Origin of the sequence: Roseiconus nitratireducens (assembly GCF_008629675.1) — a bacterium.
Taxonomy (GTDB): Bacteria; Planctomycetota; Planctomycetia; order Pirellulales; family Pirellulaceae; genus Stieleria; species Stieleria nitratireducens.
The window spans coordinates 360,254-374,421 of the sequence record NZ_VWOX01000004.1 but is presented as its reverse complement, the minus strand read 5'-3'; the positions used below and the strand labels follow the sequence as shown (position 1 = coordinate 374,421).

Sequence of the window (14,168 nt, the reverse complement as noted above, 5' to 3'; positions counted from 1 at the left end):
GCTCGGCAAATGCGTTGGTGATGTAGGCCGATTCAACTCCGTCGTCAGGCACAGCCTGACCTACCTAGGAGGCGAACAGGGACGGTTGGTGCGGGCGATCGATTCCCCAGGCGGGCCGGTCGATCGTGTGATCGCGAAGGACGGCGCCCGCCAGCGCGGATCCGCTCAAGTACGCGGCTTCAATCCTCGCTCCGCCGCACCAGTCGCCACACACGCCAATGCCTTCGGTGGCATCATACAGCGACTCCGATTCCAGCGGGCTGGCCGGTACCGCGTAACGCCAGCGATGTGCCTGACGGAACAACACCGGCCCGGCCTCGCGTCCGACCAGCGATCGAAATTGGGCAACCAGGGTTTCCGAGACCATTTCCGGATCGCATTCCAAATGGCGCAGGGACCAATCCGCCGAGGCGTGAATCATCCAAGTCGGTGGCTGGTCGCGCCCCGGCTTGGCATGGTCTGACGCAATCCAACTGATCGGGCTGTCTTGCACGAACGCTCCGTCGAACGGGAGATCGCCCAGGCAATCGGCCGCCAGCATCACGGCCCAACACGGCCGCATTTCGACTTGGCGCACCGGTTCGGCCAGCCGGCTGATCCCGTCGATCAACCGAAGCGTTTGATCCGGCGGGCAGTTGCAAAGCACGATTTCAAACGGCCCATGGGTTTCCCCGCTTTGGTCGTGCAGTGTCCACGATCCGGGTTGGCCGGCGACGCGCGTGATCGGCGTGCGCAGTCGAGTGACCAGGTCGGCGGCGAGATGCTTTGCGATCTGATTCATTCCCGGGACGCCGACGTAGCGGGCCGTTCCACGCTTTTCTTCTTCGATCGATCCGTCCGCGGACAGTTGCACGATGCGGCCCAGCCAAGGTTGCGCCAGGCCGTCATGCATCCAGCTGTTCACCAAGCGGCAGAATCGCCCATCGCGAGCGGTGAAGTATTGCGCGCCATGATCAAAACGCAGCACGCCCCGGCCAGGAAGCTCAACGCGTCGCGTGGACATGCGGCCGCCGACTCCACGTGACTTGTCGAACACGGTGACGTCGATGCCGTGGTCGGACAGGGTTCGGGCGGCAGTCAGTCCCGCCATTCCCGCACCGACGATTGCGACCCGCGGCAGGCTGGCGGCAATGGGTCGGTCGGCGATTTTCGTGAACCGCTGCAGGTCCAATCGCTCCGCGTGTTGCTCCAGGCAACGAGGCCGGATGGTGCCCAGGATGGGGCGATCCTGGTCAAACGGATGATCAAACTGTCCGTAGCACCACAGCACGCCACCGAACGAAGACGGGTTTCGTCCGTCCAGGGCGTAACGATGATTCAGGTCCAGCGTCAATTGAAGCGCACGCTCGGGAGACGATGCCCAGGGGAGGAACGCCTTGCCCCAGGTCATTCGGAGGTCGTTGTGCAATTCACCGTGTTTCAACAGGCTGCGTTGCGCGGCGTCCCAAAGCGGTCGCCCGGAGTTTCCGCGGGCCAATCGTTCCCAACTGCAATCTTCCTCGCGTGGGTCCTTGGCGTGTTGCCGCAGGGTCGTGCGCGCCCAGTCGGGAATCGAATCCAGCGAGTCAATTTCGTCGCGATGATGAAAGCAGAAGTGAAAGGACAACTCGCGCCACGTCAGCAACTCATCCAGATACTTGGTCGCGCCCTCAGCAGCCGCTTCGCGAGCGATCCGAAACGGGCTGACCATCCCGTAGTGCAGGTAAGCACTCATCCGGCTGGTGCCGTCCCGACGGGCGGCGTTGCGACGGGCGTGTCCGTAGCGACGCAGACTTTGCTCACGAAACTTTTTCCAGCGTGCGTACCCGGCGCGGCTGCCACCCGGCGTGTCGGCGACCGGTGCGACGGTGTGGTCGATCCGGCACTGACCGATCAACTTGGCCAGGTCGGCATCTTGCAGGCACAGGGGGCTGAGCCCAAAGGTTTGCGTCATCCAGTCCAGGTCGCACATCGAAACGTCGATGTCTTGTTCGACGTACGGCCGCTGCAACCGCTCCTCATGTAGCGGCTGCACCTCGCGCCGAAACTCGGCCGCCCGCGTGAACGAGCGATCGACCAGGGTGACCGGGGCAAGACAGCTGCAGTCGACCGTGGCGATGGGCGTCTCGGTGGTGACCGACAGACGCTCCAGCCATCCGGTTACCGGCGGCACCGGCATTTCTTCGGTGACCAGGACAGCTGCCGCCCGCGTCAGATCTCTCAGGTAGGGGCCCCGATTGCCCTGCCGTTGCAAATGAAACGCGGCCACGATGCCCCGGTCGGATAGCTGGCGTTGGACATCGCGATGTCCCTGCAGGATGAACGCATGATGGCGGTCGCAGGCGTAGGGATACTGCTCGCTCAGCCCGTGGTAGACCAGCAACGGCAATCCGTTTTGCCGAGCCAGGCAAATGGCGCTGTCCAACGCCGGATTCTCATGTGCCCGCAATGCCGTGTGCATCCAATACAACACGAATTGTCCGGGGCCGCCCGAGGCGTGATCGGGAGAGACCCACCAGCGAATGCGCTCGTCCAGGTGTTCGGGAAGGGATCGATCCACGCCTGCCGACTCTGCCTTTTGGAATGAGAAAAATGGTCTATGCGAATACTAGTGACGCGGCAAATGGTCAGCTTTGGCGGATCAGCCGCCGCGCCAACCAGCGGCGGGGAAGCCCCGGACGGACCAGCGCCGCGGGGGGGCTGTCGTCGATCCCCCCCAGTAGGCTTTCGACCGCCTTGCGGCCGCTGATCACCGCGCCTTCCATCGTCGCCGGCCATCCGGTGGCCGTCCAATCGCCCGCCAAGTGTAACCACGGCACGTCGGTCCGGCTGGACGGACGCGCCGCTTCCACCGCCGGAGTGATCGAAAAAACGCTGTTGGGATCGGTCACGCGGCGATGGCTCAGCAGACGCGCCTGGCGTGCGTCTGGAAAGGCGTGTCGCAATTCCGACAGGACCACCTCCAGCAGCGATTCGATGGATCCCGATCCCACGTCGCTGCAACCGCTGATCACGATCTGGACATAGTGGCCGCTTGTTGGTTGTCCGCCCGGACTGCTCGGTTGGATGTCATCGCCGGTACGCTGGACGTTGGTACGGTCGCCGTTGGCACTTTCCAATGGGGCACTGCTGAATGGGGCACGAAACATCCATTGGCTGACCGTGCCGACCATCACCGCATGGTCCAGATCGGTGATCGGCTTGTCGAACCACAAGTGCAAGCCGGTGATCGGTGAGGTCGGAAAGTTTGAAACCGTCTCCAGGTCGGGAAGCCGGGCGCGCTGGGCAGCCGGCCAGTCGGAGAACAAGTCCGCGACGCGGTGCCAGGGAACGGCGCAGATCACGTGGTCCGGCCGCAACTGGCTCTCTCCGGTGACGACGGTTCGGTCAGCGTTGATCCTGCGGACCGTTTCACCTTGGCGAATCACCACACCGCGGCTGGACAAGTGATCTCGCATCCGGTCTCCAAAAACATGCGAGAGCGGCGCCGTGGGGATCAACACATCGCTGGCACCACGGGCCGCAGCGAACCCGTCGATCAATACTTTCCGGGCGGCTGACATGGCCACGCGATCGGTTCGTTCCCCCAAAGCGCTCACCAGGATCACGTCCCAGAACGCCTTCAACGTTTCCGCGTCCTGGCCGTGTTCGGAAAGCCATCGGGCGGCGGTCGTCGCGCGTAGCTTGTCGTCTCGGCTGCGCATCAATTGCCACAGCCCGCGCAGAATCTGGATGCGTTGAGCAGGTCGGAGGTAACGTTGGGCGTGAAGCGTTCCAGCCAGATGCAGTGGCGGCGGCAGGAAACGGTTGGGCGCGAAACGGCTGGGCGGGGACTGGGGGTGCAGAAAGGTCAATTCACGGTAGCGGCGGAAGCATTGCGACAGCCCGCACCGCTGAATCAGGTCCAGCAGGTTGGTACAGCATCCCATCGCGGCATGTTGGCAATAGTCGACCGTGGTTCCGGACGATGGATCCGCGAATGAGCCTGCCCGCCCGCCCAACTGACGTTTGGATTCCAACAGCGTCACCCGCAACGCCGGCTGAGTTCGCGTGAGCGCCTCGGCGGCCGCCAAGCCTGCCAAGCCGCCACCGACAATCAGGACGTCGGTCGGTCGCGTCGCAGTAGACGTGTCGTTCGGGGGCGTGTCGCTCGGGGCGGTGCCTGCGGCGGTCCGATTCAAGAAGTTGCCTCGACGACCTCGCGGGGCGGAACCGGAAGCCGACGAAACATCGGCGTCAGGAAATGGCGCGAGACCAAACCCAGCCGCTCGCCGGTGGTCAACCGCACACGCCGGGTGGCGACGGCGCGTGGGTCTTCGGCAATTCGGTCCAGGAGTCGGCGGTAGGTCCGCCACATCATCGAAAACATGGGCCGGCCGTCCTGGCCCAGTGAATCCCAGACGCTCCAACCGCTGGCATACAGCGTCTTCGCCCGACGAATTTCATCCTCGATCAAGCAACCCAGTCGGTCGTCGCCGCGGGGATCCAGCAGATCGTCTTCACACAGTCCGTGCTGGGCATAATGTTGCCGGGGAAGGTAGATCCGCCCGCGTCGGGCGTCTTCAGAGATGTCACGCAGAATGTTGGTCAATTGGAACGCCAAACCGCAATCGATCGCCGCACGGATCGGCAACGGATCCTTGAATTCCCAGATATGCAAACAGGCCAACCCGACCGCCGATGCGACCAGGTAGCAGTAGTGTTCCAATTGTTCGTAGGTGTCGAAGCGAGTTTTCTGTTGATCGGCCAGCACGCCGTCGACGATTTCCAACAGGTAACGGGTGGGGATTTCGAATCGACGCGTTGTGTCACGCAGGGCGGGTAAGATTTCGCGAGCCCGTTGATTCAAATCGATCGGCCAGTCGGAAGTGTCCGTCGCGATCCCCGGTGCCAGCGTGACGTGGTCGGTGGGGGCATCGCTGATCAAGTTCAGCGCGGTCGTTTGTCGCCACCAGTCCAACCAGCGTTTCCGCAACGCCGACGGTTCGTGACAATCGCCGATGTCATCGGTGATTCTGGCGAAGGCGTACAGGGCGCACATCGCGTTGCGTTTGCCACGCGGAAGCAGCCAGAACGAGTGATAAAAATTGCTGCCGCTGCGGCGCGAAATGCGCTGCACGTGTCGGTAGCTGGCGGTCGTCAGGGCGGAGTCCGGCATCTGGTTGTGTGGGCCTGAACGGATTGACCTGAAAAAGGTGGCGGACCGGGCGAAGGGAAGGGTCAGGGCGAACGGAAGGGTCAGGGCGGTGCGTGGTTACCGGAGCGATTCAAACGTGACCGGGCAATTCAACGTCTTTGGCATCCGGTTCACAAGCGGCCGGTCGCCGCCCGTGTCATCAACTTCAGTTGCACCATTTTGGTGACTTTGGGACGCACCCGTAACACGTCGAAGTCGATTTTCCGAATCGCCTGCAACGTCGCCAGGCCGCCGTGGGCGAACAGGCGGATGTCCCCGGCCAGCCACCGGGGGACATGTTCGGCCAAAGGCAATCCGCGGTGGAAATGGGCTTCGGCATCATCGCAGAGCTGTGCCAACAGGGATTTCAGCGTTTCCGGCGTGCGGCTGTCGGCCAGGTCCCGCGGTTGCACGCCGTGCCGCCGACAAGCGTCCTGCGGCAGGTAAACTCGTCCGATTTCCCAGTCGCGCTTGACGTCCTGCCAAAAATTTGCCAGCTGCAGGCCGGTGCAGATTTGGTCCGAGAGCGGGGCGGTTTGTTCGTTGAGCTGCCCGGCGAGTTGTAACACGATTCGGCCAACGGGGTTTGCCGATCGTGTGCAATAATCGATCAATTCCGGCATGCTTGCGTATTGAGTGACGTGCTGATCCTGGCGAAAAGCCGACAACAGGTCCTCAAAGGGTTTTTTTGCCAGATCGAAGGTTTCGACCGTGTGCGCCAGTGCGGGAAAGAAACTGGTGTCGGGCGGATGACCGGCGAACGTGGCATCCAGATCGGACTGCAGATCATCCAGGGCGGTGAGCGCTGCTTCGGGGCTGGGCGACTGGTCGGCCAAATCGTCGGCGGTGCGACAAAACGCGTAAATGTTGTAAAACGGTTGTCGGAGCCGCCGCGGCAGCAGGATCGAAGCGACCAGAAAGTTCTCGTAGTGCGATCGGGCCAGGCGGCGACAAACGAGCTCACTGTTTCGGAGAATCTTTCCGGACGTCATCTAGGAACTGCAATGAAAATCGTATTGGCGGCCCCACGCGGATTCTGTGCCGGGGTCAACATGGCGGTCGATTCGTTGGAGCTGACGCTTCAGCATTTCGGGGCGCCGGTCTACGTTTATCACGAGATCGTACACAATCAGTACGTCGTCGACACCTTTCAGAAAAAAGGTGCCGTGTTCGTCGATTCCGTTGACGATGTCCCCGAAGGCAGCGTCCTGATGTTTTCGGCGCACGGGGTTTCTCCGGAGATTCGCCAGGCCGCCAAGGCCCGGCATCTGACCACGCTGGATGCGACCTGCCCCCTGGTCACCAAGGTGCACCTGGAAGCGATCAAGTATGCCCAGCGAGGCTACACCATCGTGCTGATCGGACATGACGGCCACGACGAAGTGCTCGGGACGATGGGCGAGGCACCGGAGGCGATTGTTTTGGTGGAAGACGAAGCCGATGTGGATCGGTTGCAGGTCGCCGACTCCACCAAGTTGGCCTTCCTGACCCAGACGACGCTGAGCGTTGACGATGCCAACCGCATCATCGAGCGTTTGCGACAACGGTTTCCGGCCATCGAAAGCCCGCCCAAAGGCGACATCTGCTACGCCACACAGAACCGCCAGGACGCGGTCCGCATGTTGGCACCCGATGCCGACGTGGTGATCGTGCTTGGGAGCCAAAACAGCAGCAATTCGGCGCGGCTGCGAGAGCTGGCTTCCGATCAGGGGAAGTTGGCGTTCCTGGTCGATGGGCCGGCGGATTTGAGTTTGGAAGACTTTCACCAAAGCCAAACCGTGTTGATTACCGCCGGGGCCAGCGCCCCCGAGTCGGTCGTCCAGTCGACCATTGATTGGTTGGTCGAAAAATTTGGTGCGACCGTGGAAACCGCAACGGTCCGCGAAGAGTCCGTCCAGTTCCCGCTGCCCAAACCACTGCGTTCACTCAATCCGGTCAAGGGCTGAAGCAGAAGGCTGCGTGAATCCTGGCCCGCATCAAATCACTGGGCCGCATCAAATCACTCGGCGTCCAAGTCGACAATCTGCAAATTGCGGAACAGCACATCGGTCCCCGGGTCATGTCCCTGGATCATGATCGTCCCGGGGGCCAGCCGTTTTCCTTTGCGTGGGTTTTCGTCCGGCGGACGGGTGTCCTGCCAGTCACTGACTTGGACGCCCCCGACCCACGCCGCCATTTTGTCGCCGTTGGCATGCAACAACAACGTTGACCATTGTCCCGTTTCACCCGCAACCACGCGGGCGTCTTGGCGACGAAAGATGCCGCCGGTCCCGCAGTCCTGGGGCGACAACCGCGAGTCGTTCTTGTAGCCGTTGTGGACCTGACACTCGTAGCCCATCATTTCGTCCCCCGGAATACAGCGGAAAAAGATTCCGGAGTTCATCGCGGGGTCATCGATCTTGTATTCGGCCAGCAGGTAGAAGTCGCCGTAGGTTGATCGGGTTTCCAACTGCGTTCGGCCGCCGACGACGTGCAATTCGCCTTGCTCGTTGACGGTGAAGTCGCCGGGCATTTCGGGGTACTTCTTCCACTGCGACAGGTCGGCGTCGAGCAGGTTATCCAGCCCCAATGGTTTGATTTTCAGATTGCGGAATGCCACGCGACCGCTGTTGTGTTGCAAGCCGATGCGGCGAGGCGCCAGGGGCATAGGGTCGGAGAAGTTGCAGGCCGGTTTGCCGTCAACTTCGACGCTGATGTCGCCACCACGCGCGACGATTCTCATGGTCCGCCAACCGTCGGTCGGTGGATCCGGCCGGCCATCGGGATAATCCGCTTTCTTGCGAGCGACGATGCTGCCGGTCGGGAAGGGATTGTCGTCCGGCGCGATATTGATCTCGTAGCAATCGCTGGCGGGGTCCTGGGGTTCCAACGGCGTGCGAATGAAAATGCCACTGTTGGTCGTGTCATCCGCTTCAAATTCCAGGGTCAGGTCAAAGTCACCCCAGGTGGTCGACGTGCACATCAAGCAAACCGCACCCTGGTCGACGACGATCGCACCGTCGTCGACGCGAAAATCGGCTTTTCCACTGATCTCCCATCCATACAGGGTGTGTCCGTCGAACAATCGCACCCAACCCTCGGACGCTTCGTCATCGGGAAGACGCGCGGCGAGCAACTGTTCGGCGGTCGCCTCGTAGGTTTGTGCGGCGAACGTCGCGGGGGAATCCGCCTGCGCCTCGGCGGCATCTTCTTGGACGCGCGACTGGGAGACCGATTCGGCCGGTTCGACCGATGGAGCGCCGCGTCGACAGCCCGACGACAAGGCGGCAACCAGGATCGAAGTCAGCACGAGCAGGCGTTTCGGCGACGTCCGGACGGAATCAGCTGGAAGCATCAGAGGCGTACCCGTAGGTTTCAAAGTAATCTTTCCAAGCCGTTCGAATCGCCGCTTCGTCCGACTCGGACAGGCGGTGACGGTTGGTTTGGTAGGCGCGGTGTTCGGTATGGGCCCAGGCTTCGATCACCGGTCGGACCGATTCGAAATCGCTCAATCGCAGCGACCGGTAAACCGTTTGCAAGGTCGCGACGGGGTCCGCCGCCAGGTCTTCGTAGCGAATATCCACGATCCGGTTGGGATCGATGTCTCCGCGGACGGCGTGAAAGGAATCGTACATCCGTCGCAGGCATTCGATCACGTATTCCTTTTCGGGCGACAGCGCGGGGGCGCCGGCTTCCGGGTCGCCGGGCGGCTGCATGCCTTGATTCTCCGACAGGCTGGTCCACAGACGAAGCGTCGAAGGAAACAAGGATCGCGGATCACGCGTGACGTGAATGAATCGCGCATCGGGGAACGCGGCGGCAAGTTGCGCCAGACGGCCGGTGTGCGTGGGACTCTTGATCACCAGGGGACGTCCGGTCGCAGTGCTGACGGCCAACATGAATTCGCGAAGCGTCTGCAACCAGTGTCGAACGTCTTCCTCGGCGACGTTTTTGAAATCCAGATAATCCAGATCGATGGGAGGCTGACGCGGAAACGCGATCCGCCGATAGGGCGACGGCAGTCCCAGGTTCAACAGCGCGAACTCATCTTCCTGCGGCCGTTCCCAGCCAGCGCTCATGTTGTCCATTGGCCGCTTGCCGGGAATCAGCCAGCCCAGGAAACGCCGAAAAAACCATTCGGACACCAGGAAGTGATGCGGCGCAAAACACTGAAAGGTCGACGGGCTGCTGTAGCGTTCGTCCAACACCATCAGCTCGTGCAGCAAGGTGGTGCCGCTGCGCCAGTGGCCGACGATGAAGACCGGTGGTCCGTGCAGTTCGGCCTTGGCCAGCGTCCGCGAGAACAACGCCCATTGGATCCCCGCCAGCACCGTGTTCCAGGGTGTGGCGAACGAGACGCCGATCAGGTGCGTCCAGCGACTGGGGTGGATCCGAAATCCGCCCTGTCGCAGCAAACCCAGCCAAGCCAACGGACGCATCCCGTGCCAGAAACGCGGCGCGTAAAACGGATAGCGGTGAAACTTGGCCGCCGAACGCGTGTCGGGCCCCGCGGCAGATTCCGAACGATCACCCTGTCCCGGGGCCGGCAATTCTTCGCGCCGGCCCGAACTTTCACCGGGACCTGAACTCTCGCGGTGACCAGCGGTTTCGTGAGGGACAGATTCGTCAGGGACAGAGCGGTCCCGAAAGGAGTGCTCTAAATCAGACAACGACGGAGGCTTCGGGGTTGGAGAGGCGGAGCGTGGAGGCGGCTGCCTCTGGCAGATTGTCGCAGGCGGGCCGGCCAGTGGCGGAACATCCGGCGAGCGTTGAGGGAACCAAACGTGAACCAGTTCTGTACCAATAACCCAGATCGGTGACTCAGATCGGCCAACCTCTGGCAGACACAGGTCCGGCAGGCAACGATCTGACAGGCAACGGTCCGAACGGCAACGGTCCGACGGTCAATCCAACACTTTACTCCAGGGGACCCCGATCGCGAAAGCGCTGACGGTGGCTACAATCGGGCCGCCCCGAACCCGGACGGTGATCCACGCCGTCCCGCAGTGGAAAAACCCGCAGTGGAAAAATCAGTGCCCGTGGAACAGCGACATGAATGACTCCTCCGAACTGACCTTTGCCGATCTGCAACGCCACATCCGCCAGATGTATTTCGAAAAGGACGCCGCGCGGGGGGTCGAAGGCACGTTCATGTGGCTGATGGAGGAAGTTGGGGAACTTTCGTCGGCTCTACGTAGTGACGATCGGGAAAACCTGGCGGAGGAATTTGCCGACGTCATTGCCTGGCTGACGACGATCGCCAATGTTGCCGATGTCGATTTGAATGCCGCCTTGGTCAATAAATACGGCGGTGGTTGCCCCGGTTGCGGAAAGCTGGTGTGCGTCTGCCCCGACTCGGAAAAGCCATGATTCTGCTCGTGATTCAATTGTTCCGATTTCTCGTTGGTGTCGTTCCGCGGCCGACCCCGGCCGTTCGGGCGGAGGCGTCCGCCATGCGGTTTGATCGGAGTCTCCGACGTCGGCTGGGGATGGCGTTGTTGCTGGCCTTCGCCGGCCCGCTTGCCGCGTCAAGCTCCCAGCCCGTTTCCGCCGCGCAGGCCTCGGCGACGGAGGAGACAACGCCATCGGAATCGATCGGTGCGGAGCTCGGAGAGCTTGCCGGTCCGGTGGTCGTTGGAATTCGAGGGCACTATCGCGTGGGGCGACAAACCGCAGTTCGTTTGGCGCGACCGTCGTTGCTGCCTCGGGGCAACACTCCCCTCGCGGAGCATCGCACCGACCTGCAAATGATGACTTTGGATGGAGACGGGGTGCGTGTGATCTATGACACGTTCCCGATCGAATCAGGCGAAGTTCCCGCCAACGGTGAGTTGGGTTACGTGGTGCCGGGATCCGAAGCGGCGCCGCTGCAACTGCTGCGGCAGCACGATGGAGGCTCGGAAACGATCTACAAGGGACGTTTTCCCGAAGCCGGGGTGCCGGCTCGTGGGCCATCGATGATTCCGCCGGAGATGCCCTGGGTGGTGTCGATCGGTGATCCGCTGGGAGTCGACGAGATTGGCACCTCCACCGTCCTTCGCGACAAACAAGCGACGATTGCGGTGACCCGTGTCGATTCCGCCGACAGTCTTCCCTGGCGATCGTTCGGCTACGAGGGCGTGGATCTGGTGATGATCAACGCATCCGGATTGCCGGTGTTGCGGTCGATGTCGGGCGAGCAAAGTGAAGCGTTGTTGAATTGGCTGCGCGGAGGCGGCAGGATCTTTTTGGCATTGGGCCAGTCGGCCCCCGAGGTGGATCAGGCGGCGCCCTGGTTGACCGGAGTGTTGCCGGTCGAGCAAGTGGAGTTGTCGCAGCTGGATCCCGCGGCCCTGGAGACGTTCACCTCCAGCCAGACGCCGCTGCAGCGATTTGAGGGGATCCGCTTGCCGCGACGAACCGGTCGCACGCTGATCACCGGCCGCACGACGCGACGAGTGACCGCCGTGTTGGCAGCCGAATACCTGATCGGTTTCGGACGCCTGACCGTCATCGCCGCCGATCTGGACAGCGCCCTGTTTGCCAGTTGGCCAGATCGTTTGAGCCTGGTCAAACAACTTGCCGAACAGGTCTTGGTGGAGTCGGAGCGTCAATCGCCGGCCGGGGATCGGGCAACGTCGTTCAATGATCTGGCCGGACAGGTCCGCGGAACCCTGGACCAATTTTCGCTCAAGCCAAGCTTCAGTTTCTCATTCATCTCGGTCATCCTGCTGGCGCTGATCGCCGCGATCGGGCCGCTGGATTATCTGTTGATCAATCGTGTGTTTGGCCGGCCCCTGCTTGGCTGGTTGACCTTTCCGCTGGTCGCGATCGCCCTTTCGGTGTTCCTGGTGTTCGCCGCTTCGCCGCGAAACATCTCGGCAAACAGCGGTGCCGATGCGAACCAGGAACGAAGTGCTCTCGCCGGCGGCGCGGAGCCTTCAACGCCCCAGGCGTCCGGCGGTGCGCCCTTGTTGCGTGCCAACCAGTTGCAAATCGTTGACGTGGATTGGGTCAACGGGTTTGGCCGGGCGTTCGCCTGGGCCTACCTGTACTCACACGGCCCGGCGGACGTCGATGTCTCGTACCGACCCTCGGCCGATCTGATTGCGATGCAGCGCCGCGACGACCTCGTGCCACGGATCTTGGCTTTTCCGATGGGCTATCCCGGTCGATCGTTCGGCGGAATCCAATTGGCGGGCGAAGATTCATTGCTGCCGCCCTACACGATCGATCCGCAACGGTTCGACGGCGATGAAGCTCGTGATGCGTCGGGAGAACAGATCGCGACCGAAGTTCGAGGTCTGACGATTGCCCCACGCAGCAGCAAGTCGGTGGCGATGGAATCCATCTTCACGCCGGAGGTGGACACGTCCGCCGAGGTGATCCGCCGGCCGGGCAGCGAGTTGTTGCGAGGTGGCGTGGTCAATCCGCTGCCGATGGATGTCCTGGACGGGATGTTGATTTATCGCAATTGGGTGTACCTGTTGCCGACGCGATTTCCCGCCGGTGCCGAGATTCCTTCGTTGGGCGACCTGCGGCAAAAGAACTTTCGTTGGCGTCTGTCCCGCCAGCAGGCGTTGGAAGAGAATGTCACCGAGACGACTCCCTGGGAGGTCGGTGACTTCTCCAACCTGGACCGCGTCGCCGAGATGGTCATGTTTCACCGCGCCGCCGGAGGCGAGTTGTACACGGGGCTCAGGCATTTGGCACTCGGCAGTTTGGACCTCTCACACCTTTTGGTCGATGATCGTTGCGTGCTGGTCGGAAGAACCGAACAGCCGTTGGTTCAGTTCCAGATCCGACAGGGGGCGGAGGAGCAGAACGGTGCCTCCACGCCCGAGTTTCAAAGTCGGGCCTTCACGCCCGAGCTTCAAAGTCGGGCCTTCACGCCCGAGGGGCAAGTCGTCTCGTACGTTCGGCTGGTCTTGCCGGTACGTTCAACGCGTCTGGAATGATGCCATCGTCCAACCCGCGGCCGGAGCTTGCCCCATGGTCGCGAGTCGTCCACCAACAGATCTGCCAAGGCCCGGATTGAATTCCCCGAAACCACCGCTGCCCGAAAAAACGACGTGATCAAAACAGCCGATTTGACGAAAAAGTACGGAGACGCATTCGCGATCCGCAGCATCGATTTGGATTTGCAGGCCGGCGATCTGTTCGGATTCATCGGACCCAACGGAGCCGGAAAAACGACGACGATGCGTATCATCGCGACGTTGCTGGAACCGAGCTGGGGCGAGGCCTACGTGTGCGGCCACTCCGTTCACACCGCGCCCAAGGAGATCCGTCGATTGGTCGGCTACATGCCCGATTTCTTCGGGGTCTACGACGACATGACGGTCGTGGAGTACCTGGAGTTCTTTGCCGCCGCCTATCGAATGGGCGGCGAAGGGCGGCGCAAACGTGTGGACGAAATGTTGGAAATTGTCGACCTGGAATTCAAACGGGATGCCTTCGCCAACACGCTCTCACGTGGTCAGACTCAGCGATTGGGCCTGGCCCGCACGCTGCTGCACGATCCCCAGGTGCTACTACTGGACGAACCGCTTTCGGGTCTGGATCCGAGGGCACGGATTGAAATGCGGAACCTGTTGCGGAAGCTCGGGGAAATGGGCAAGACGATCATCGTCAGCAGCCACATTTTGCCCGAATTGGCCGACGTCTGTAACAAGGTCGGCATCATCGACCGCGGCGAGCTGAAACAGAATGCCGAGGTCAGCGAGGTGATCCGCATGGTCCGGCAGCACACCGTGTTGGTGATACAGCCCAATCGGCCAGACCAACTGCAGCGAATCATTGATCTGTTGCAGCACCACGACAAGGTGCAGGGATGTGAGTTGGGTGACGCCCGCGTGCGTGTGATCTTGAAACCCGAAGTCGAAGAATACAGCGACTTGCCGAAGCTGTTGATTCAAAACGACATTGATCTCAAACGGTTCTCCGAAGAAGAACTTGATCTTGAGTCAGCTTTCATGGCGCTGACCAAGGGCACCAGCACACGAATGTAGGTCGGCCAAGCGGTGGGCGTGGAAGCCTGCGGCGGTCACGCGGC

At 61.8% G+C, this 14,168-nt stretch carries 10 protein-coding genes; 4 read left to right on the top strand and 6 right to left on the bottom strand.

The window, feature by feature from the left end; translation table 11 throughout:
- Positions 1–64: 64 nt before the first annotated feature.
- The 4 genes from FYK55_RS09300 to hpnC all read right to left on the bottom strand — a co-directional run bounded on the left by FYK55_RS09300 (position 65) and on the right by hpnC (position 6,147).
- The gene (locus FYK55_RS09300; protein ID WP_150076121.1) at positions 65–2,539 is read right to left on the bottom strand and encodes an FAD-dependent oxidoreductase; all 2,475 of its coding nucleotides are present in this window, start codon (positions 2,537–2,539) and stop codon (positions 65–67) included.
- A 67-nt stretch (positions 2,540–2,606) separates the two neighbouring features.
- Entirely contained in the window at positions 2,607–4,160 is a 1,554-nt protein-coding gene (gene hpnE, locus FYK55_RS09295; protein WP_150076120.1) for a hydroxysqualene dehydroxylase HpnE, read from the bottom strand.
- On the bottom strand, positions 4,157–5,137 hold the full coding sequence (locus FYK55_RS09290; protein WP_150076119.1) for a phytoene/squalene synthase family protein: 981 nt from the start codon (positions 5,135–5,137) through the stop codon (positions 4,157–4,159). Before FYK55_RS09290 ends, hpnE begins: the two co-directional genes overlap by 4 nt.
- A gap of 149 nt (positions 5,138–5,286) precedes the next feature.
- Positions 5,287–6,147 carry a squalene synthase HpnC gene (hpnC, locus tag FYK55_RS09285; RefSeq protein ID WP_150076118.1) on the bottom strand — a complete coding sequence of 287 codons (861 nt, stop codon included), beginning with the start codon at positions 6,145–6,147 and terminating at the stop codon, positions 5,287–5,289.
- 12 nt (positions 6,148–6,159) lie between these two features.
- Here hpnC and ispH point away from each other — a divergent pair, with 12 nt between their 5' ends.
- A complete protein-coding gene (gene ispH, locus FYK55_RS09280; RefSeq protein WP_150076117.1) occupies positions 6,160–7,101 on the top strand; it encodes a 4-hydroxy-3-methylbut-2-enyl diphosphate reductase in 942 nt (313 codons plus the stop codon).
- Positions 7,102–7,154: 53 nt separating this feature from the next.
- Here ispH and FYK55_RS09275 read toward each other — a convergent pair whose 3' ends face one another.
- Complete coding sequence (locus tag FYK55_RS09275) at positions 7,155–8,489, bottom strand: 3-keto-disaccharide hydrolase (protein ID WP_150076116.1); 1,335 nt, start codon at positions 8,487–8,489, stop codon at positions 7,155–7,157.
- Entirely contained in the window at positions 8,476–9,684 is a 1,209-nt protein-coding gene (locus FYK55_RS09270) for a sulfotransferase family protein (RefSeq protein WP_235908549.1), read from the bottom strand. Before FYK55_RS09270 ends, FYK55_RS09275 begins: the two co-directional genes overlap by 14 nt.
- A 502-nt stretch (positions 9,685–10,186) precedes the next feature.
- Here FYK55_RS09270 and FYK55_RS09265 point away from each other — a divergent pair.
- From FYK55_RS09265 to FYK55_RS09255, 3 genes are all read left to right on the top strand, one after another.
- On the top strand, positions 10,187–10,504 hold the full coding sequence (locus tag FYK55_RS09265) for a MazG nucleotide pyrophosphohydrolase domain-containing protein (RefSeq protein ID WP_150076115.1): 318 nt from the start codon (positions 10,187–10,189) through the stop codon (positions 10,502–10,504).
- Positions 10,501–13,071, top strand: coding sequence for a hypothetical protein (locus tag FYK55_RS09260; RefSeq protein ID WP_150076114.1), 2,571 nt, complete (start codon positions 10,501–10,503; stop codon positions 13,069–13,071). The genes FYK55_RS09265 and FYK55_RS09260 overlap by 4 nt, the downstream gene beginning before the upstream one ends.
- 114 nt (positions 13,072–13,185) lie before the next feature.
- Positions 13,186–14,124: an ABC transporter ATP-binding protein gene (locus FYK55_RS09255; RefSeq protein ID WP_150076113.1), complete on the top strand. Its 939-nt coding sequence runs from the start codon at positions 13,186–13,188 to the stop codon at positions 14,122–14,124.
- The last annotated feature ends 44 nt before the right edge of the window (positions 14,125–14,168 follow it).